The organism is Pseudoxanthomonas sp. (assembly GCF_035999195.1).
Lineage (GTDB): Bacteria > Pseudomonadota > Gammaproteobacteria > Xanthomonadales > Xanthomonadaceae > Pseudoxanthomonas_A.
On sequence record NZ_DASYGY010000004.1, the window covers coordinates 377196 to 396222 of the forward strand.

General features: G+C 68.5%; 17 protein-coding genes and 1 pseudogene. 6 read left to right on the plus strand and 12 right to left on the minus strand.

The window, feature by feature from the left end; translation table 11 throughout:
- Nucleotides 1-25 precede the first annotated feature (25 nt).
- From VGN58_RS02445 to VGN58_RS02465, 5 genes are all read right to left on the minus strand, one after another.
- Nucleotides 26-3196, minus strand: a complete 3171-nt coding sequence (locus VGN58_RS02445) for a multidrug efflux RND transporter permease subunit (RefSeq protein ID WP_327481278.1) — start codon at nucleotides 3194-3196, stop codon at nucleotides 26-28.
- Between the two features lie 214 nt (nucleotides 3197-3410).
- A complete protein-coding gene (locus VGN58_RS02450; protein WP_327482040.1) occupies nucleotides 3411-4610 on the minus strand; it encodes an efflux RND transporter periplasmic adaptor subunit in 1200 nt (399 codons plus the stop codon).
- 129 nt (nucleotides 4611-4739) lie between these two features.
- On the minus strand, nucleotides 4740-5540 hold the full coding sequence (locus VGN58_RS02455) for an SDR family oxidoreductase (protein ID WP_327482042.1): 801 nt from the start codon (nucleotides 5538-5540) through the stop codon (nucleotides 4740-4742).
- Nucleotides 5541-5542: 2 nt separating this feature from the next.
- On the minus strand, nucleotides 5543-5998 hold the full coding sequence (locus VGN58_RS02460) for a hypothetical protein (protein WP_327481280.1): 456 nt from the start codon (nucleotides 5996-5998) through the stop codon (nucleotides 5543-5545).
- Nucleotides 5995-6222, minus strand: a complete 228-nt coding sequence (locus VGN58_RS02465) for a hypothetical protein (RefSeq protein WP_327481282.1) — start codon at nucleotides 6220-6222, stop codon at nucleotides 5995-5997. Before VGN58_RS02465 ends, VGN58_RS02460 begins: the two co-directional genes overlap by 4 nt.
- 131 nt (nucleotides 6223-6353) lie before the next feature.
- Here VGN58_RS02465 and VGN58_RS02470 point away from each other — a divergent pair, with 131 nt between their 5' ends.
- Nucleotides 6354-7382, plus strand: coding sequence for a LysR family transcriptional regulator (locus VGN58_RS02470; RefSeq protein ID WP_327481284.1), 1029 nt, complete (start codon nucleotides 6354-6356; stop codon nucleotides 7380-7382).
- 251 nt (nucleotides 7383-7633) lie between these two features.
- The gene (locus VGN58_RS02475) at nucleotides 7634-8176 is read left to right on the plus strand and encodes a hypothetical protein (RefSeq protein ID WP_327481286.1); all 543 of its coding nucleotides are present in this window, start codon (nucleotides 7634-7636) and stop codon (nucleotides 8174-8176) included.
- Between the two features lie 222 nt (nucleotides 8177-8398).
- Here VGN58_RS02475 and VGN58_RS02480 read toward each other — a convergent pair whose 3' ends face one another.
- Nucleotides 8399-8734, minus strand: a complete 336-nt coding sequence (locus VGN58_RS02480) for an OmpA family protein (RefSeq protein WP_327482044.1) — start codon at nucleotides 8732-8734, stop codon at nucleotides 8399-8401.
- Between the two features lie 60 nt (nucleotides 8735-8794).
- Nucleotides 8795-10822, minus strand: a pseudogene (locus VGN58_RS02485) (sodium-translocating pyrophosphatase); the annotation flags it as partial.
- Nucleotides 10823-11082: 260 nt separating this feature from the next.
- Between VGN58_RS02485 and VGN58_RS02490 the strand changes: the two are divergent.
- Nucleotides 11083-11604, plus strand: coding sequence for a hypothetical protein (locus VGN58_RS02490; protein WP_327481288.1), 522 nt, complete (start codon nucleotides 11083-11085; stop codon nucleotides 11602-11604).
- A 54-nt stretch (nucleotides 11605-11658) separates the two neighbouring features.
- On the opposite strand, the gene VGN58_RS02495 is transcribed toward VGN58_RS02490, so the two are convergent.
- From VGN58_RS02495 to VGN58_RS02515, 5 genes are all read right to left on the minus strand, one after another.
- On the minus strand, nucleotides 11659-12168 hold the full coding sequence (locus tag VGN58_RS02495; protein ID WP_327481290.1) for a DUF2846 domain-containing protein: 510 nt from the start codon (nucleotides 12166-12168) through the stop codon (nucleotides 11659-11661).
- 5 nt (nucleotides 12169-12173) lie between these two features.
- Entirely contained in the window at nucleotides 12174-12839 is a 666-nt protein-coding gene (locus VGN58_RS02500; protein ID WP_327481292.1) for a hypothetical protein, read from the minus strand.
- A 95-nt stretch (nucleotides 12840-12934) separates the two neighbouring features.
- Nucleotides 12935-13306 carry a DUF4440 domain-containing protein gene (locus VGN58_RS02505; protein WP_327481294.1) on the minus strand — a complete coding sequence of 124 codons (372 nt, stop codon included), beginning with the start codon at nucleotides 13304-13306 and terminating at the stop codon, nucleotides 12935-12937.
- Between the two features lie 43 nt (nucleotides 13307-13349).
- Nucleotides 13350-13484 (minus strand): hypothetical protein, encoded by a 135-nt coding sequence (locus VGN58_RS02510; protein ID WP_327481296.1) that lies wholly within the window; start codon nucleotides 13482-13484, stop codon nucleotides 13350-13352.
- Nucleotides 13485-13568: 84 nt separating this feature from the next.
- Nucleotides 13569-14825 (minus strand): 6-phosphofructokinase, encoded by a 1257-nt coding sequence (locus VGN58_RS02515; RefSeq protein WP_327481298.1) that lies wholly within the window; start codon nucleotides 14823-14825, stop codon nucleotides 13569-13571.
- A 121-nt stretch (nucleotides 14826-14946) separates the two neighbouring features.
- On the opposite strand from VGN58_RS02515, the gene VGN58_RS02520 reads away from it, so the two are divergent.
- From VGN58_RS02520 to mpl, 3 genes are all read left to right on the plus strand, one after another.
- Nucleotides 14947-15525 (plus strand): adenylate kinase, encoded by a 579-nt coding sequence (locus VGN58_RS02520; protein ID WP_327481299.1) that lies wholly within the window; start codon nucleotides 14947-14949, stop codon nucleotides 15523-15525.
- Nucleotides 15526-15666: 141 nt separating this feature from the next.
- Nucleotides 15667-17376 (plus strand): cellulase family glycosylhydrolase, encoded by a 1710-nt coding sequence (locus VGN58_RS02525; RefSeq protein ID WP_327481301.1) that lies wholly within the window; start codon nucleotides 15667-15669, stop codon nucleotides 17374-17376.
- 74 nt (nucleotides 17377-17450) lie between these two features.
- On the plus strand, nucleotides 17451-18818 hold the full coding sequence (mpl, locus tag VGN58_RS02530; RefSeq protein ID WP_327481303.1) for a UDP-N-acetylmuramate:L-alanyl-gamma-D-glutamyl-meso-diaminopimelate ligase: 1368 nt from the start codon (nucleotides 17451-17453) through the stop codon (nucleotides 18816-18818).
- Nucleotides 18819-19027 lie beyond the last annotated feature (209 nt).

Sequence of the window (19027 nt, forward strand, 5' to 3'; positions counted from 1 at the left end):
GACCTCGTGGAAGCTAGGGGGTGGATCAGTGATGGGCCGTCGCCGTGTCGGCGGCGGGAGCGTGGGACGCCAGCGGCTTGTTGGCCAGCTTGCGCAGGGCCACGTAGAACACCGGCGTCAGGAACAGGCCGAACAGGGTGACGCCCAGCATGCCGGCGAAGACGGTGATGCCGGTGACCGAGCGCACCTCGGCGCCGGCACCGCTGGACAGCACCAGCGGCACGGTGCCGGCGATGAACGCCACCGACGTCATGATGATCGGACGCAGGCGCAGGCGACAGGATTCCAGTGCTGATTCGACGATGCCCTTGCCCTGCAGCTCCAGTTCGCGGGCGAACTCGACGATCAGGATGGCGTTCTTGCACGCCAGGCCCATCAGCACCACCAGGCCGACCTGCACGAACACGTTGTTGTCGCCGCCCACCAGCCACACGCCGGCCAGCGCCGACAGCAGCGTCATCGGCACGATCAGGATCACCGCCAGCGGCAGCGTCCAGCTTTCGTACAGCGCGGCGAGCACCAGGAAGGCCAGCATCACCGCCAGCGGGAACACCACCAGCGCGGCCTTGCCCTGGGTGGCCTGCTGGTAGCTCAGGTCGCTCCAGTCGATGCCCATGCCGGGCGGCAGCACCTGCTGCGCCAGTTCGGTGACCTTGGCCATCGCCTCGCCCGAAGACAGCACGCGCGGGTCGGCCTCGCCCAGCAGGTCGGCGGCCGGATAGCCGTTGAAGCGGATCACCGGGTCGGGACCGTAGGTCTGCCTGATGTTCACCATGCTGCCCACCGGCACCATCTCGCCGTCGGCGTTGCGGGTGCGCAGGTTGGCGATGTCCTCGACGTTGTCGCGGAACGGACCGTCGGCCTGCGCGATGACCTGCCAGGTGCGGCCGAACATGTTGAAGTCGTTGACGTAGGCCGAGCCCAGGTAGGTCTGCAGCGTGTCGAACAGCTCGGTCAGCGGCACGCCCTGCGCCTTCGCCTTCACCCGGTCGACCTCGGCATCGAGCTGCGGCACGTTGGCCTGGTAGCTGCTGATCGGGAAGCCAAGCCCCGGCGTCTGCGACGCGGCGCCCTGGAACGCCTGCACGGCGTTCTGCAGTTCGCCGTAGCCCAGGCGCGTGCGGTCCTCGACGAACAGCGACCAGCCGGAGCCGTTGCCTAGGCCCTGGATCGGCGGCGGCATGAAGGCGAAGGTGAAGCCCTCCTGGATGCCGGCGAACTTCTGGTTCAGTTCGGCGGTGATCTCTTCCGCACTGCGTGAGCGCTCGTTGAACGGCTTCAGGGTGAAGAACACCACGCCGTTGTTGGGCGTGTTGGTGAACTGCAGCGGGTTCAGGCCGGGGAACGCGACTTCGTGCTCCACGCCATCGACCTGCATCGCGATGGCGGCCATCTTCTTCAGCGTGGCGTCGGTGCGCTCGATCGAGGCGCCTTCCGGCATCTTCACGCCGGCGATCAGGTACTGCTTGTCCTGCACCGGGATGAAGCCGGCCGGCACCGCGCGGAACATCAGGCCCGCACCGACCAGCAGCACGGCATACACCACGAACACTGCGCCGCGACGGCCCAGCGCGCGGCCCACCGCGCCTTCATAGCGCTCGGAATTGCGCTTGAAGAAGCGGTTGAACGGACGGAACAGCCAGCCGAACAGGCGGTCGATCACGCGCGACAGGCGATCCTTCGGGGCATCGTGCGGCTGCAGCAGCTTGGCCGCCAGCGCGGGCGACAGGGTCAGCGAGTTGATCGCCGAGATCACCGTGGAGATGGCGATGGTGACCGCGAACTGCTTGTAGAACTGACCGGTGACGCCGGTCAGGAAGGCCATCGGCACGAACACCGCGCACAGCACCAGCGCGATGGCGATGATCGGGCCGGACACTTCCTTCATCGCCAGGTGCGCCGCTTCGAGCGGGGTCGCGCCGTGTTCGATGTGGCGCTCGACGTTCTCCACCACCACGATGGCGTCGTCCACCACGATGCCGATGGCCAGCACCAGGCCGAACAGGGTCAGGGTGTTGATCGAGTAGCCCAGCAGGTACAGCACCGCGAACGTACCGACCACCGACACCGGCACCGCCAGCAACGGGATGATCGAGGCACGCCAGGTCTGCAGGAACAGGATCACCACCAGCACCACCAGCAGGGTGGCTTCCAGCAGCGTGGAGATCACCGACTTGATCGAGTCGCGCACGAACACCGTGGTGTCGTAGATCGACTGGATCTCGACGCCCGGCGGCAGGGTCGGACGGATGTCGTCCATCTTCGCCACCACCGCATCGCGGATCTCCAGCGCGTTGGCGCCGGGGGCCTGGAAGATGCCGATGGCCGAGGCGTTCTTGCCGTCCAGGCGCGCGCGCAGCGTGTAGTCGCCAGCCGCCAGCTCGATGCGGGCCACGTCGGCCAGGCGCACGATCTCGCCGTTCGCGCCGCTCTTCAGCACGATGTTGCCGAATTCCTCGACCGTCTCCAGGCGGCCCTTGGCATTGATCGGCAGCAGGAAGTCGCTGCCGTTCGGCATCGGCTCGGCGCCGAGCTGGCCGGCCGAGACCTGTACGTTCTGCTCGCGCACGGCGCGCAGCACATCGCCGGCGGTCATGCCGCGCGCGGCCACCTTGTCCGGGTCCAGCCACAGGCGCATGGCGTAATCGCCGCCGCCGAACTGCTGGGCGTCGCCGACGCCGGGGATGCGCGCCAGTTCGTCCTTCACGTGCAGGCGCATGTAGTTGCGCAGGTAGAGCGAATCGTACTTGCCGTCGCTGGAGGTCAGGTGGACCACCATCAGGAAGACCGGCGACTGCTTCTGCGTGGTCACGCCCTGGCGGCGCACGTCCTCGGGCAGGCGCGCCTGCGCCTGCGCGACGCGGTTCTGCACGCGCACCGCGGCCTCGTCGGGATCGGTGCCCGGCTTGAAGGTCACGGTCAGCGAGAGCACGCCGTCGGAACCGGCGACGGACTTGACGTACATCATGTCCTCGACGCCGTTGATGGCCTCTTCCAGCGGGGTGGCGACGGTTTCGGCGATCACCTTGGGGTTGGCGCCGGGGTAGACGGTGCGCACGACCACCGACGGCGGCACCACTTCGGGGTATTCGCCGATCGGCAGCAGCGGGATCGAGATCAGGCCGGCGGCGAAGATCACGATCGACAGCACTGCCGCGAAGATCGGCCGGTCGATGAAGAAACGGGAGAAGTCCATGGGTGGATTTCCTGGAGGGAAGATGCAAAGGGCTCGCCACCGTCCGCGTGGACCGTGGTGGGAATCGATATCTGGCGCTGGATGGCGCGGGATCCAGCGATCCATCGGATCGCGCGCATCCCCCAGCCGTCTTTCCCGCGAAGGCGGGAACCCAGCGACTTTCCTCGCTCATGCGAAAGTCGCTGGACCCCCGCCTTCGCGGGGGCGACGCTGGTTACTTCATGGCGACCGTCGCGGCAGGCGCATCCGCCGCGCGCATCGCCACCGTCTTGGCCTGCACCGGCATGCCGGGGAAGAAGACCTTCTGCACGCCGCTGACGATGACCTTGTCGCCGGCGGCCAGGCCCTGTTCGACGATGCGCAGGCCATCGGCCATGCGGCCGACCTTCACGTCGCGACGCTGCGCCTTGCCTTCCTTGTCGACCACGTAGACGTACTTGCGGTCCTGGTCGGTCAGCACCGCCTTGTCGTCGACCAGCGCGGCCTTGAACTCGCCGCTGCCGAGCAGGCGCACGCGGGCGTACAGCCCGGGGGTGAACGTGCGGTCGGCGTTGTCGAGCACGGCACGCGCGCGGATGGTGCCGGTGCTGCGGTCGACCTGGTTGTCGAGGAAGTCCACCGTGCCCGCATGCGGGAAGTCGGTTTCGTCGGCCAGCGCCACCTGCACCGGCAGCTTGCCGTCGCGCTCGCTCGGACGCTCGCCCTTGCGCGCCATTTCGGCATAGCGCAGGAAGGCGCGCTCGTCGGCGTCGAAGTGCACGTGCACCTTGTCCAGCGACACCACGGTGGTCAGCACGCTGGCGGCATCGCCGGCGCTGACCAGGTTGCCGGCGGTGACCAGCGCGCGACCGGCACGGCCGTCGATGGGCGCGCGCACCTGGGTCCACTCCAGGTTGAGGCGGGCGCTTTCCAGCGCGGCCTGCGCGGCGGCGACGTTCGCCTGCGCCTGGTCGGCATTGGCGCGGCGCTGTTCGTACTCTTCGGTGGACAGGGCCTGCATCTCCGCCAGGCGCTTGGCGCGCGCGGCCTCGCTGCGCCCCAGTTCGGCCTGCGTGCGGGCCCGTGCCAGCTCGGCCTGCGCGCGCGCCAGTTCGGCGCGATAGCTGCGTGCGTCGATGGTGAAGAGTACGTCGCCCTTCTTCACTTCCTGCCCTTCGGTGTAGACCACGCGGTCGATGTAGCCGGAGACGCGCGGACGCAGGTCGACGTGCTCGATGGCTTCGACCCGGCCGCTGAATTCGTCCCACTGGCTGATCGACTTGACCGGCACGGCGGCAACGGACACTTCCGGCGCCGGCGGCGCACCGTGTTCGGCGGCCTGGCCGCTGCAGCCCGCCAGCACGGCGATGGCGAGGGCGCTGAGCGCGCCGAGCGCCAGCAGGCGCCGCGGACGCGGAGAAGAGGAGGGATGCATGTTCATGGTGGGTGGTCTCTTGGGGGAGAGGAGGAAACGGGCGGGAAGGGTGCGACCTGAAGTCGGGTTGAGGTCAAGCGGCGAAGCGATAGCGGTGCAAGGACGGCGATGTGCGCGACGGCGTGACGGTCAGGCGGAGGTACGGCCATTGCGTCTGGCGCCCGCCACGGCCCACAGCGCTTCCTCGAAGTCGCGCGCCAGGGTGTTCTCCGGCGGCTTGGCGTCGTGCGCGGACCAGGTGACGATCGACTGCGCCGCGCGACCGCCGCGCGACAGCAGCGACACCGCGCTGCGTCCGACGGCCAGTGCGTTCGGCCATTCCGCGCAGGCGTTGACCGCGTTCTCCGGCGTGCATACCGGCTTGTCGACCGACAGCAGCTGCACGCGCACGCCCAGCATCTGCGCTTCCTCGTGCAGCACCTGCGTCAGCATGCGCATGGCGGCGCCGGTGACCGAGGCGTGGCCGTAGCCCGACCAGCCGCGTTCGGCATACGGGCCGCCGATCAGCACGTAGTTCGCGGCGGTCTGGCTTTCGGACAGCAGCGGCAGCAGATGGCGCGCGGCGGCAAGGTGCGGGATGAGGTCGGCTTCCAGCTTCTCCAGCAGGAACGACGCCGGGCGGTCGAGCAGGCGGCCGGCCTGCAGCGGTGTGCCGATGCTGGCGAACACGGCACGCAGCGGCCGCCCGCGCTCGCGGACTTCCTCGGCCAGGCGCGCGGCGTCGCGGTCGTCGTGGATGCACGGCGAGTACAGCAGCTCCAGGCCGGGCTCGTCCTCGAAGTGTTCGGCCAGTGCACTCATGCGCGGACCGTCGCGGCCGACCGCCAGCACCGGGCAGCCGGCCTCGAGCAGTGCACCGACCACGCCGAAGCCGACGTTGCCGCTCGCGCCCAGCACCAGGGCGCCGGGGGTCAACGCGTCCGTCTTCATGCTCACGGCGTCCTCCGCTCCGGCAGCGACGCGATGCGCGCGCTGACGCCGGCCGACTTCACCCGCAGCCGCAACGCGCCGCCGTCGGCCAGGTGGCGCGGCAGGGTGAATTCGCGGAAGCCGGTGCGCGCAACGACGAACGGCAGGCGCGCGACGGACCGCCCCGTCGCGGGGGAGGAGAGCGACGGGGCGGCCGGCCGGCGGAAGCGTTCGGCCAGCGAGCGGGCGACGGCGTGCAGCCAGCGCAGGGCGGCGGTGGGAAGTCGAGCGGGCATGGGCAGCAGTCTGGCGACCGGCGCGGTGCGCGCGATATCCGGATCCTGTTGGCCGATTGCCTGATCCTGCGTGGCGTCGGCAGCCGGTGCCACGTAATGGCGGCAGCTGGCCAGGCGCAGCGCCGGCGCCGGGCGATCGGCCTGGCCGTTCGTCGGACGGCATGCGGCGAGTGTCCCGCTCATGGGATGAATCCTCCCGTCGACGGGATAATCCCATTGACCGACAGCAGTCGACCGATGCGGCGGCCACCGCCCATCACGCCACCACGCTGCGAGCGCGGCGCGGCCACATGACGGGAGATGTCATGTAACAGAAGGCTTTTCTCGCGCCGGAAAGCCCGGGGATAGGGCGATTCGGCGGGGTCTTCGTGGTGTTCCAGCGACTGGAAGAGGCGGGCGAACAGCATGGGGGCGGTACCCGGTGGGAGACGAGGGGTGTCACGTTACGCCCCCAATGAGGACTTGATTAGTCCTGATTTAGGGGAATAATCATCCCGTCAGCGGGCCAATTCGCCCTTCCCCTACCGGAGTCCCCACGATGAGCCACGATCTCAACGACACCCTGATCTTCGTCAAGGTGGTGGAGCAGGGCAGCTTCATCGCCGCCGCCAACGTGCTTCGCCTGCCCAAGACCACCGTCAGCCGCAAGGTGCAGGAACTGGAAACCCGGCTGGGCGCGCAGCTGCTGCACCGGACCACGCGCAAGCTCGGCCTCACTGAAGCCGGCAACGTCTATTACGAACACTGCCAGCGCATCGCGCGCGAGCTGAGCGAAGCGGCCAGCGCGGTCAGCCAGCTGCATGCCGGCCCGCGCGGCTGGCTGCGCTTCACCGCGCCGTATTCGATCGGCATCGACAAGATCTCGCCGCTGCTCGGCGAGTTCCACGCGCAGTACCCCGAGATCCGGGTGGAGATGCTGCTGGCCAACGACACGCTCGACCTGATCTCCGGCGAGATCGACGTGGCGCTGCGCATCGGCAGCCTGCCGGATTCCAACCTGGTCGCCCGCCGGCTCACCACGCTGCGCACGCAGGTCTACGCCAGCCCGAAGTACCTGGCGCGTTACGGCGAGCCGCTGCATCCGGACGACCTGCAGCACCATCGCGTGCTGGCCATGCCGAAGAACCGGCGCGGCAACGCCTGGGCCATGGCGTTGAGCGATGCCAGTGGCGAACACGACTATCCGATCAATCCCATCCTGGTCGCCAACGACCCGGCCGCACTGAAGGGCGCGCTGCTGTGCGGCGAGGGCCTGATGCTCGGTGCCGACGTCATGGTCAAGCCCTACCTGGAGCAGGGACACCTGCAACGCGTGCTCGCCGGCTGGACCGGACCGGAGTACGAGTTCAACGCGGTGTTTCCGCGCGGTCATGTGCAGTCGCCGAAGGTGCGCGCGTTCGTCGACTTCCTGGTCGAGCGGATGACGTTCGACGTCGACTACATGATGGAGCACTGCCCGGTGTACCTGAAACAACAGGCCGAGGCACGTGCGGCGGCAGAGGCGACGCCGGAAGTCGAAGCGGCCGCCGCCGTCGGGAGGAAAGTGTTGGCGGATGTGTTGAGTTGATGCCACGGAAATGACGGCCGACAAGAAAGCCGTCATCCCGGCGAACGCCGGGACCCAGCGTCTTTCGCGCGCACCCACTCATCCGCACGCGTCACTGGGTCCCGGCCTGCGCCGGGATGACGATCGTCCCTAACGATTCCCGAACGCAAGCCGTCGCGCAGCTGGCTAGGATGGGCCCGCATCGCCGGAGTTGGGTTGTCGCCATGGAATGGCTGCCTCGCCGCTTATCCACCTGACCAGGAATCCGCACGATGAAGAACTCGATCGCCGCCTTCGCGGTGCTGTGGCTGGTGGCCTGCACGCCCGCCACGCCCGACCCTGCTTCTCCATCGGCAGGCGAGGCGCCGGCGGAGGCGACGCCCGGTGCGACCGCTGCTTCCGCACCGGTGTCGTCCGCGGCCGGGGTCGCCGATGACCCGCGCGCGGTGAACCAGGCCATCGACGAGGTGTTGGGCGACCATGCGCGCTACGAGACCGTGATCCGCCAGCTGCAGCAGGCGGTGACGGCAAGCGATGCGGCGGCCGTGGCGGCGTTGGTCGACTATCCGTTCGCCACCGTGCGCGACGGACAACCGATGAAGATCGCCGACGCCGAGGCCTTCGTCCGCGACTACGACCGCATCATGACGCCGGCCATCGCCGAGGCGATCAAGCGGCAGAAGTACTCGCAGCTGATGGTCAACTACAAAGGCGTGATGTTCGGCAACGGCGAAGCCTGGGTGAACGGCATCTGCAAGGACGACGCCTGCAAGGACGTCGACGTGCGCGTGGTGGCGCTGCAGCCGACATCATGATCCGCACCGCACCACTGTAGGAGCGACGTGAGTAGCGACCGCACAGCCTCGCTGTCTTGAAGCAATGGACAGGCAGATGGGCCGGAAGCCAAACGATTCCTCGTTCAAATCCTGACCATGCTCGCGTACGCAGTCAGATTGCGGTCGCGACTGACGTCGCTCCTACAACAAGCGAAAAAAGGGCGGCCAGTGGCCGCCCTTTTTTAGGTCATGCCGCCACGGCTACTCCACCCGGACGTCCACACGGCGCGCCTCGTCGGCATCGCCACTGCCGGTGGTCTGCGCCGGCTTGTCCAGGGTGATGCGCTCGACCGCCACGCCGTTCACCACCAGCCACTGCTGGATCGCTTCGGCGCGCTGCTTCGCCAGGGCCTCGTTGGCCGCGGCATCGCCGCTGGCGTCGTGGAAGCCGGAGACGCGGACCTGCGCGGCGGCATCGGCGGCCAGCGTGCCCAGCACGCCGGACAGGCGCGCGCTGGTATCGGCCGGCACCACCGCCGAGCCGCTGTCGAACAGGATGCGCGCGCGGCGCCCCTCGACCAGCTCGCCCGTGGACATCGGAGCGGCATGTGCCGCCACGTCGTGCGATGCGGCGCCACCCAGCCAGCCGTTGACCGGCAATACCGGCACCAGCAACAGGGCGACGATGTTGATGATCTTGATGAGCGGATTGATGGCCGGGCCTGCCGTGTCCTTGTAGGGATCGCCGACGGTGTCGCCGGTGACCGCGGCCTTGTGGGCTTCGCTGCCCTTGCCGCCGTGGTGGCCGTCCTCGATGTACTTCTTGGCGTTGTCCCACGCGCCGCCGCCCGTGGTCATCGAGATGGCGACGAACAGGCCCGTCACGATGGTGCCGATCAGCAGGCCGCCCAATGCCTGCGGACCCAGCAGCAGGCCGACGATGATCGGCACGATCACCGGCAGCAGCGACGGCACGATCATTTCCTTGATCGCCGACTTGGTCAGCATGTCGACCGCGCGGCTGTAATCCGGCTTGGCGGTGCCGGCCATGATGCCGGGAATCTCGCGGAACTGCCGGCGCACTTCCTCCACCACGCTGCCTGCGGCGCGGCCGACGGCCTCCATCGCCATCGCGCCGAACAGGTACGGAATCAGGCCGCCGATCAGCAGGCCGACGATCACCAGATGATTCGACAGGTCGAAGGTGAAGAGCGTGCCGGGATGCGCGGTCTGCAGGTTGTGCGTGTAGTCGGCGAACAGCACCAGCGCGGCCAGCGCGGCGGAGCCGATCGCATAGCCCTTGGTCACCGCCTTGGTGGTGTTGCCGACGGCGTCCAGCGGATCGGTGATGTTGCGGATTTCCGGCGGCAGTTCCGCCATCTCCGCGATGCCGCCGGCGTTGTCGGTGATCGGGCCGTACGCATCCAGCGCCACGATCATGCCGGCCATCGACAGCATCGCCGTCGCGGCGATGGCGATGCCGTACAGGCCACCCAGCGCGTAGGCGCCGAGGATCGCGATGCACACCGCGACCACCGGCCAGGCCGTCGAACGCATCGACACGCCCAGGCCGGCGATGATGTTGGTGCCGTGGCCTGTGGTCGATGCCGCGGCGACATGCTTGACCGGTGCGTACTGCGTGCCCGTGTAGTACTCGGTGATCCACACGATCACGCCGGTCAGCACCAGGCCGACCAGCGCGCAGAAGTACAGGTTCAGCGCACCGTAGGACGAATCCGCCATCAGCTGCGTGGTGATCGGATAGAACGCGATGGCCGCCAGCACCGCCGACACGATCACGCCCTTGTACAGCGCGCCCATGATCGAACCGCCGCCCTTCACCCTGACGAACATCGCGCCGATGATCGAGGCGATGATCGACACGCCGCCCAGCACCAGCGGGTAGAGCACCGCATGTTCGCCGGCCTGCGCGGCCATCAGGCTGCCCAGCAGCATGGTCGCGATGATGGTGACCGCATAGGTCTCGAACAGGTCGGCCGCCATGCCCGCGCAGTCACCGACGTTGTCGCCCACGTTGTCGGCGATCACTGCGGGGTTGCGCGGATCGTCCTCGGGAATGCCCGCTTCCACCTTGCCCACCAGGTCCGCGCCGACGTCGGCGCCCTTGGTGAAGATGCCGCCGCCCAGCCGGGCGAAGATCGAGATCAGCGACGAGCCGAATGCCAGCCCGACCAGCGCGTGCAGCGCGTCGGCTTCCGTGTAGCCCATGTGCAGGTGGAGCACGGCGAAATAACCGGCCACGCCCAGCAGGCCCAGGCCGACCACTAACATGCCGGTGATGGCGCCGCCCTTGAAGGCCACGTCCATCGCCGCGCTCATGCCCTTGTTCGCCGCCTCGGCGGTGCGCACGTTGGCACGCACCGAGACATTCATGCCGATGTAGCCGGCGGCGCCCGACAGCACCGCGCCGATCAGGAAGCCGATGGCGCTGGCCCAGGACACGAAGAGGCCGATCAGCACCAGCAGCACGATGCCGGCGACGCCGATGGTGGTGTACTGGCGGTTGAGGTAGGCGCTGGCGCCTTCCTGCACGGCCGCCGCGATGTCCTGCATGCGGGCGTTGCCCGCGGGCTGTTTCATGATCCAGCGCGCCGCCACCACGCCGTAGATGATCGCCACGCCGGCGCAGATCAGCGCCAGCGTCAAACCGTGTTGTTCCAGCATGACCCCTCCCAAGGTTGATGGATGTCGTCCAGCAGAACGCATGAACACGCAACCCAATCCCGGTGGAGCCTGTTGAACGATTGAGCGCACTCGACCGCTGCGATGGACTGCAGCACGAAACCCTTGTTCAGACATCCCTGGAGCTGGCCCGAGTATGACCCGATGCGCTGCGGGCCGCCAGCGGTGACGGACCGGTTCAGGCATTCCATACCAGCCTTGCGGCCCCGATCGCGTTTCCGTATCCGTTTCAAGGAGTTGCCATGCGTCCGACCGTCGCACGTCCGTTGCTCGCCGCCTGCCTGGCCATCGCAGCGCCCGCGTGGGCGTCCGATCCGAAGCCCGAGATCGAACGTTCCGCCGCCACGCCACAGGCGGTGGGGACCGTGCATACGCTGCGGCAGATCCCCGAGGCCTGCGCACGGCTGGAAGGCGCCTTCACCGGTGATGCTGCACAGCCCTATCGCTACGCGTCGGTGCGCACCAGCCCGCAGTGCCAGCCGCGTGCGCGCTTCATGGACTTCGACCAGGCGAAGCCCTCGGTCGCGGCGGGCTGGAAGCTCAACGACGTGATCCGCGTACCGAACGCGGCCTGTCCCTCGCAGCAGGCGGTCGTGCGCGTCTGGCGCAAGCCCGGTAGCGCCGCGCCGCCGCCGCTCGATGGCCAGGGCCAATCGCGCATCTATCTGCAGGACGCGAAACAGCAGGCCGGTACCGCCGCGCAGGCGCCATCGCTGACGCTGTTCGCGGCGAAGCTGGATGTGGAAGGCACCGCCTGTAAATGAAAACGGCGGCGGCCCCGCAAGGAAGCCGCCGCCGCGATGCATCGTGGCCCGGCGTTACTGCTTCGCGGGCTTGAGATCGTCCGCCATGGCGTTGAACACGGACTCGTCGGACGGCGAAAGATTCGGTCGGCCCGCCATGAAGCCCATGGTGATCGAGCCCTGCACGTAGTAGGTCTCACCGGCTTCCACTTCCAGCGTCAGCACGTCCTTGGCCTCGGAGTGCACCGTGTACTGGTGCGTGCCCGGCGCGACGGAGGCGACGAAGTACGTGCCGCTGCCGAGCTTGCCCAGTTCGGTCTCGCCTTCGCGGACCTTGTACTTGATGGCGGCGCCGGTGAACTTCTTCTCGCGGAAGAACACGACCTGTCCCATCCCCTCCGCAGGCGCGCCGACCAGGCGGTTGGCGGTTTCCGTCGTCGGCGGTGCGTCGGGGGCTGCCGTCGCCGGTTCCGCTGCGGTGGATTCCGCAGGCGCGGGCGTGGCGGCCGGATCCTGCGCCTGGACGGCGGCGATCGGCAGCAGCAGGGCGAGACAGAGCAGTGAACGGTTCAACGGGTGGCGCATGCGGCTTACTCCTGAGGGTCGGGTGGTGGGGTAGCGGAGGCCTTGTCCGGTGTCGGGGTTTCCGTCGCGCCCGGAGCGGGCGCGATGGGGTCCGGTGTGGACGACGGCGTATCGAGGGAGAAGGATCCGGCCAGCTTGGCGGTCGCTGCCGTCAGTGGCGGAATTTCGATTTCCTTGCCGTGGATGAAATGCGCGAAGGGGCCGATGGCGAACGCGACACCCAGCGCCACACCACTGGTGTCCTTGCCGGCTCCGGCCAGCTTGAAGCCGCGCAGTTTCACCTCGCGGTCGCCCACCTGCAGGCGTCGCGCGGCCAGGATCAGTTCGCCGGGTTTCCCGCCGCCGCGCGAGGGTTCCGCGTGGACGACCTCGCCCACGCCTTCGAGGCCGGCCGCCAGGATGGCCACGCCGTCGACCGTCACCGGTTCCTTCAGGCGGAGACGGAACATGTCGCCGCGCTTGATGCGTGCCGAACTGATGGGGTCGAGGATCTCGAGCACCAGCGGCGTCCCGTCCGGCAGTACGCAGCAGGTCGCCGGCGGAGCCGGTCCGTCAGCGACGACGGGCGGCGGTGGTGCCGCATCCGCTGCCGGTGCTTCCTGTGCAGCGCTCGGCCAGGCGCACAGCATGACCAGCAGGCCCGTGCCCACGCACTTCCATGGTGTCCGCATACTCCCCCCTTGCCGCTCACGCTAGCGCAAGGTCCGCTCGCCGCCAAGCGGGGGAATCGGCCAATCTTTCGCGGCGCCGTGCCGCAGCGGTCGCCTCACGCTGCTGCGGATGGCGTGCCCTGGTGGTATGCCAGCTGCCAGCCCATCGCGGTGCGTCGCCAGAGCGAGGCACGCAAGGCTGCACGAAAGGGCGTGCCATCGCAGCCGAGTTCGTACGAACGGAAATGCAGCAGGGCCACGTCCGGGCCCATCACGTCGATGCGATGGTCGCAGGCGACCACATCCGGCACCTGAGTGCGTGTCGCCAGGAAGTCGATCACCACCTGCCGCGTGTAGCGCACGCCCGATCGGCCGACTTCGTGGAAGTCGGGATGCAGCAGTCGCTCCAGTCGTTCGCGCGTGCAGGGTACGCCGGGATGGTGGAGTTCGCGTTCCAGGGCGGTGAGTTCGGCCAGCAGGGTGTCCATGGGTCAAGCCTGATGACCTTTACAACCATGCAACCGCACCGGCTCACGTCCGGGCGGAGGCCGTCTGACTGGCCGCATTGTCCTTCTGCGCGAGGTGCTGGCCGAAGCGGTAGCCGGCGCCCGCGACGGCCAGGACGAGGGCAACGGCCAACATGCCGATGAGCACTTTGCGGAACATGCGCGCCTCCCATGACATGGTGACGGCGGGCACGCTAGCACCGCGACGCAGGCGGCGACGGTGGCTGAAGTCATCCCGCCCGCATCACCCTTCCCACGCCGGCAGTTTCTTCTTCACCGCCACGTTCTTCAGCGCGACGTATTTCGGCAGGCCGTCGTTGCCGTAGGGCGGATAGGCTTCGCCGCGGATCAGCGGCTGCAGGTAGGTACGGGCCTTGTCGGTGATGCCGTAGCCGTCCTTGCGGATGAAGCCCGGCGGGAATTTCTTTTCGTGGTTGGCCACCTTCGACAGCGGCGCGGCCTCGATCTTCCAGCGGAACGGCGCGTCGGAGGTGCGCACGATCACCGGCATCACCGCGTTCTGTCCCTTCAGCGCGAACTGCACCGCCGCCTTGCCGACCGCCTGCGCCTGTTCCCAGTCGGTCCTCGACGCGATATGCCGCGCCGAGCGCTGCAGGTAGTCGGGCAGGGTCCAGTGCACTTTCAGGCCAAGCTGGTCCTTCACGCGGCCGGCGAGATAGGACGCGACGCCGCCGAGCTGGGTGTGGCCGAACGAATCCTTGCCGCCGCCGGCATCGGCGACGAAACGGCCGTCCGCGTACTGGATGCCCTCGCTGGCGACCACCACGCACCAGCCCACGCGCTCCACTGTCTTCTTCACCTGGGCGAGGAAGTCGGTTTCGTCGTACGGGCGCTCGGGGAACAGGATCAGGTGCGGCGCGTCGTCGCGCGTCTGCCCGGCCAGGCCGGCGGCGGCGGCCAGCCAGCCGGCGTGCCGGCCCATGGCTTCGTAGACGAACACCTTGGTCGAGGTCTCCGCCATCGCCGCCACGTCCAGTGCGGCCTCGCGCACGGACACCGCCGTGTACTTGGCGGCCGAACCGAAACCGGGGCAGGTGTCGGTCACGGCCAGGTCGTTGTCGACCGTCTTCGGCACGCCGATGCAGGTCAGCGGATAGTCGAAGGCCTGCGCCAGCTGCGAGACCTTCCAGGCCGTATCGGCCGAATCGTTGCCGCCGTTGTAGAGGAAGTAGCGCACGTCGTGCGCCTTCAGCACCGCCAGCAGCCGCTCGTACTTCGCGCGGTCAGCGTCCAGCGACTTCAGCTTGACGCGGCAGCTGCCGAAGGCGCCGCCCGGCGTGTGGGCGAGGGCGCGGATGGCGGCGGCGGACTCCTTGCTGGTATCGATCAGCTCCTCGCGCAGCGCGCCGAGGATGCCGTTGCGAGCGGCCAAGACCTTGATTTTCCGGGCCCGCGCCTCGGTGATGACCGCCGAGGCGGAGGCGTTGATGACGGCGGTGACGCCGCCGGACTGCGCATAAAGTAGGGTGCCAGACACCATGTCGGGTTCGTTCCGGAGGGTGGGGATGCGGTAAGCTTCACACAGATGACGCGGTGCAGCGCGGCGCCCGGCGCCCGGCGCGGTCCACCGCCCGCAGGATTCCAGTTTCGGGAGTGACAGCATGCGATTGGTTCTACTGGGCCCACCCGGGTCGGGCAAGGGCACCCAGGCGGCGCGCCTGAAGGACTACCTGCAGGTACCGCACATCTCCACCGGCGACCTGCTGCGCGCCGAAGTGGCCGCCGGCAGCCCGCTGGGCCTGCAGGCCAAGGAAGTGATGGCGCGCGGCGAGCTGGTGAGCGACGACATTCTGCTCGGCATGCTGGAAGCCCGCTTCTCCCGCGACGATACGAAGGCCGGCTTCATCCTCGACGGCTACCCCCGCAACCTGGTGCAGGCCGCCGCGCTGGGCCAGCTGCTGGCCAAGCTGGGGCAGAAGTTCGATTTCGCCGTACAGCTGGACGTGCCCACCGATCTGCTGGTCGAGCGCATCGCCGGCCGTGCCCAGGCCGAAGGCCGCGCCGACGACAATCCGGAATCGGTGCGCAAGCGCCTGCAGGTCTACACCGACCAGACCGCGCCGGTTATCGATTTCTACCGCCAGCAGGGCGAACTGACCGTCGTCGACGGCGTCGGTTCGCTGGATGAGGTGTTCACCCGCATCACCGAGGCGCTGGCGCCGGCCAAGGAAGTGGGCTGAGGTCCACACCGCACGACGCGTGATCCGGAAGCCCCGCGCATGCGGGGCTTCTGCGTTTTGCGGGGGTGTGACTGCGCGCATCGCGGTCACGGGGCGACGGCTGCTATGGTCCGGGTCCCGAGAAACCGTCCGGAGTCGCCGATGACGCGCATCGCCTGCCTGCTGCTTGCCTGCCTGCTGGTTGCGCCGGTCGCGCAGGCCAAGGACTTCCTGCGCACGCAGGGCACGCGGATCGTCGATGCCAGCGGCAAACCGGTGATCCTGCGCGGCATGGGCCTGGGTGGATGGATGCTGCAGGAAGGCTACATGCTCGACATCGATGGCGTGGGCACGCAGCGCAGCATCCATGCGCGCATCGCCGAGCTGATCGGGCCGGAGAAGGCGGATGCGTTCTACCAGGCCTGGCGCGACCACCACACCACCAAGGCCGACATCGATGCGATGGCGCGCTGGGGTTTCAACTCCGTGCGCCTGCCGATGCACTATGCACTGTATACGCTGCCGGTGGAGCAGGAACCGGTCGCTGGTCGCCAGACCTGGGTGGAGGAAGGCTTCCGCCGCACGGACGCGTTGCTGGCGTGGGCCAAGGCCAACGACCTCTACGTGATCCTCGACCTGCATGCCGCACCGGGCGGGCAGGGCAACGACCACAACATCGCCGATCGCGATCCCGCGACACCGTCGCTGTGGGACGACCCGCGCCACCAGGACAAGATGGTGGCGCTGTGGAAGACGCTGGCGCAGCGGTACAAGGACGAGCCCTACATCGCCGCCTACGACATCATCAACGAGCCGAACTGGGGTTTCGCCGACAAGGCGGACACCAACGGCTGCAAGGAGACGGGCAATGCGCCGCTGAAGGACCTGCTGGTGCGCACCACGCGCGCGATCCGCGAGGTCGACACGCGCCACATCATCGTCATCGAGGGCAACTGCTGGGGCAACAACTACCGCGGCGTGCTCGACGACGGGCCGTGGGACGACAACCTGGTCATCAGCTTCCACAAGTACTGGAACGTCACCACCCGCGAGAGCATCGCCGATGCGCTGGCGTTGCGCGACAAGCATCGCATGCCACTTTGGCTGGGCGAGACCGGCGAGAACTCCAACGACTGGTTCGCGCGTACCGTGGCGCTGGTGGAAGGCGAGGGCATCGGCTGGGCGTGGTGGCCGCTGAAGAAGATCCGCTACAACAACCCGCTGCAGATCGTGCCCAACGAGGGTTACCGGCAGGTGCTGGCGTACTGGAAGGGCGAGGGACCGAAGCCGTCCGCGGAAGCAGCAGAAGCCGCGCTGATGCGCTTCGCCACCGAGGACGTGCGCTACGAAAACAACGTGCAGCATCCGGACGTGATCGATGCGCTGTTCCGCGCACCGCACTCGGACCGGTCGGTGCCGTTCAAGCCGCATGTGATCGGCGAGGCGGGCGGCGCCATCGCGGCGGTCGACTTCGACATGGGACGTAACGGCGTGGCCTACCACGACCTGACGCCTGCCAACCACCACATCTCCGACGGCGGCGAGCGCGTGGTATGGAATCCCGCCATGGCCTACCGCAACGACGGCGTCGACCTGGGCACGGACGCCGAAGGTCGCTTGCACGTCGCCGGCCTGCAGCGCGACGAATGGCTCAAGTACACCTTCGATGCCGGCGCCGGCGGCACCTATCGCCTCGTTCTGGAGGGTCGCGGCGAGGGTCGCGTCTCGCTGGTGCTCAACGGCGTGCCGGTAAAGGCGGTGGACCGGACACGCGGATTCCACGGCCTGGTGCTGGCCCCGGGCCGCAACACGCTGATCGTCAGGGGCGAGGACGCCCCGGTCGACCTGGCGACGCTGCGCTTCTCGCGCTGAACCGGCGCCGCCTCGCGCGTGCCGAACCCCGCCCGCTCGGCTAAAGTCTGCGCAGTTTCCACGGAAGTCCCGTCTTGAAGATCCACATCCTCGGCATCGCCGGCACCTTCATGGGCGGCGTGGCCGCGCTGGCGCGCGAACTCGGCCACACCGTCGAAGGCAGCGACCAGGCCATCTACCCGCCCATGTCGACCCAGCTTGAGACGCTCGGCATCGCGCTGGCGCAGGGCTACCAGCCGCAGAACATCGCGCCGGACTGCGACGAGATCGTCATCGGCAACGCGCTGTCGCGTGGCAACCCGGCGGTCGAGGCGGTGCTGGACCAGGGGCGCCGCTATATCTCCGGCGCGCAGTGGCTGTCCGAGCGCGTGTTGCCCGGCCGCGACACGCTGGCCGTCGCCGGCACGCACGGCAAGACCACCACCACGACCATCCTCACCTACCTGCTGGACGCGGCGGGCCGCTCGCCCGGTTTCCTGATCGGGGGCGTGGCCGAGGATTTCGGCGCGTCCGCGCGCATCGGCGGCGGACGCGAGTTCGTCGTCGAGGCGGACGAGTACGACACCGCCTTCTTCGACAAGCGCAGCAAGTTCGTCCATTACCGCCCGCTGGTCGCCATCCTCAACAACCTGGAATACGACCACGCCGACATCTTCCCCGACGTGGCCGCGATCCAGCGCCAGTTCCACCACCTGGTGCGCACCGTGCCGCGCCGCGGACGCCTGATCGTCAACGGCGAGGACGCGCGCCTGGCCGAGGTGCTGGCGATGGGCTGCTGGACGCCGGTCGAGCGCTTCGGCTTCGACGCCTCGCTGGAGTGGAGCGCGCGCCTGATCCGCGAGGACGGCAGTGCGTTCGCGGTACGGCACAACGGCACGGAGATCGGCGAAGTGCACTGGCCGATGCTCGGTCGCCACAACGTGCTCAACGGTCTGGCGGCGCTGGCCGCGTGCCATGCGGTGGGCGTCGATATCGCCACGGTGCTGCCGTCGCTGGCCGCGTTCCGCAGCGTCAAGCGGCGGCTGGAAGTGATCGGCCAGCACGACGGCATCACCGTCTACGACGACTTCGCCCACCATCCCACCGCGATCCACACCACGCTCGAAGGCCTGCGCGCGCGCGTCGGCGCGGCGCGCATCCTGGTGGCGATGGAGCCGCGCAGCAATTCGATGCGCTCCGGTGCCCACGCCGAGGCGCTGGCGCCGTCGCTCGACATCGCGGACGCGGTGGTCTTCCTCCATCGTCCGGAGCTGGCCTGGGATGCCGGCAGGATCGTCGCTGCCATCCGCGGCGATGCGCGCACCGTGCCGGATGTCGATGCCCTGGTCGCTGCATTGAAGGCGCAGGCGCGGCCGGGCGACCACGTGGTGTTCATGTCGAACGGCGGTTTCGATGGCGCGCCGCGGCGGTTCCTGATGGCGCTGTCGGCGACTCGCGCCTGACCGCGCGCTCGCGCGGGACGGTGCGGCGGCGCAGCATCGATGACACTGCAGAGGTGGGCGTCGTACGGTCAAGACGGAATGCAGGGCGCGTCGCGGCGCGGCTTTCCGGACGAAGCGTGATCTGACAATCGCGTGGCCGCTCCTGCGGCGGGTGACGTGGGCCGCGGGCGTCCGTGGAGAGACCTAGAGTGATCGGGCACGGGGGACAC

What these genes read in the sequence shown, in the direction of transcription:
- VGN58_RS02455 (WP_327482042.1), bottom strand. Translation starts at nt 5,540, where the DNA reads ATGAAGACGGACGCGTTGACCCCCGGCGCCCTGGTGCTGGGCGCGAGC.
- VGN58_RS02505 (WP_327481294.1), bottom strand. Translation starts at nt 13,306, where the DNA reads ATGGACACCCTGCTGGCCGAACTCACCGCCCTGGAACGCGAACTCCAC.
- VGN58_RS02515 (WP_327481298.1), bottom strand. Translation starts at nt 14,825, where the DNA reads ATGGTGTCTGGCACCCTACTTTATGCGCAGTCCGGCGGCGTCACCGCC.
- VGN58_RS02460 (WP_327481280.1), bottom strand. Translation starts at nt 5,998, where the DNA reads ATGAGCGGGACACTCGCCGCATGCCGTCCGACGAACGGCCAGGCCGAT.
- VGN58_RS02445 (WP_327481278.1), bottom strand. Translation starts at nt 3,196, where the DNA reads ATGGACTTCTCCCGTTTCTTCATCGACCGGCCGATCTTCGCGGCAGTG.
- VGN58_RS02450 (WP_327482040.1), bottom strand. Translation starts at nt 4,610, where the DNA reads ATGCATCCCTCCTCTTCTCCGCGTCCGCGGCGCCTGCTGGCGCTCGGC.
- VGN58_RS02490 (WP_327481288.1), top strand. Translation starts at nt 11,083, where the DNA reads ATGCGTCCGACCGTCGCACGTCCGTTGCTCGCCGCCTGCCTGGCCATC.
- VGN58_RS02470 (WP_327481284.1), top strand. Translation starts at nt 6,354, where the DNA reads ATGAGCCACGATCTCAACGACACCCTGATCTTCGTCAAGGTGGTGGAG.
- VGN58_RS02475 (WP_327481286.1), top strand. Translation starts at nt 7,634, where the DNA reads ATGAAGAACTCGATCGCCGCCTTCGCGGTGCTGTGGCTGGTGGCCTGC.
- VGN58_RS02525 (WP_327481301.1), top strand. Translation starts at nt 15,667, where the DNA reads ATGACGCGCATCGCCTGCCTGCTGCTTGCCTGCCTGCTGGTTGCGCCG.
- VGN58_RS02500 (WP_327481292.1), bottom strand. Translation starts at nt 12,839, where the DNA reads ATGCGGACACCATGGAAGTGCGTGGGCACGGGCCTGCTGGTCATGCTG.
- VGN58_RS02495 (WP_327481290.1), bottom strand. Translation starts at nt 12,168, where the DNA reads ATGCGCCACCCGTTGAACCGTTCACTGCTCTGTCTCGCCCTGCTGCTG.
- VGN58_RS02510 (WP_327481296.1), bottom strand. Translation starts at nt 13,484, where the DNA reads ATGTTCCGCAAAGTGCTCATCGGCATGTTGGCCGTTGCCCTCGTCCTG.
- VGN58_RS02480 (WP_327482044.1), bottom strand. Translation starts at nt 8,734, where the DNA reads ATGTCCACGGGCGAGCTGGTCGAGGGGCGCCGCGCGCGCATCCTGTTC.
- VGN58_RS02465 (WP_327481282.1), bottom strand. Translation starts at nt 6,222, where the DNA reads ATGCTGTTCGCCCGCCTCTTCCAGTCGCTGGAACACCACGAAGACCCC.
- VGN58_RS02520 (WP_327481299.1), top strand. Translation starts at nt 14,947, where the DNA reads ATGCGATTGGTTCTACTGGGCCCACCCGGGTCGGGCAAGGGCACCCAG.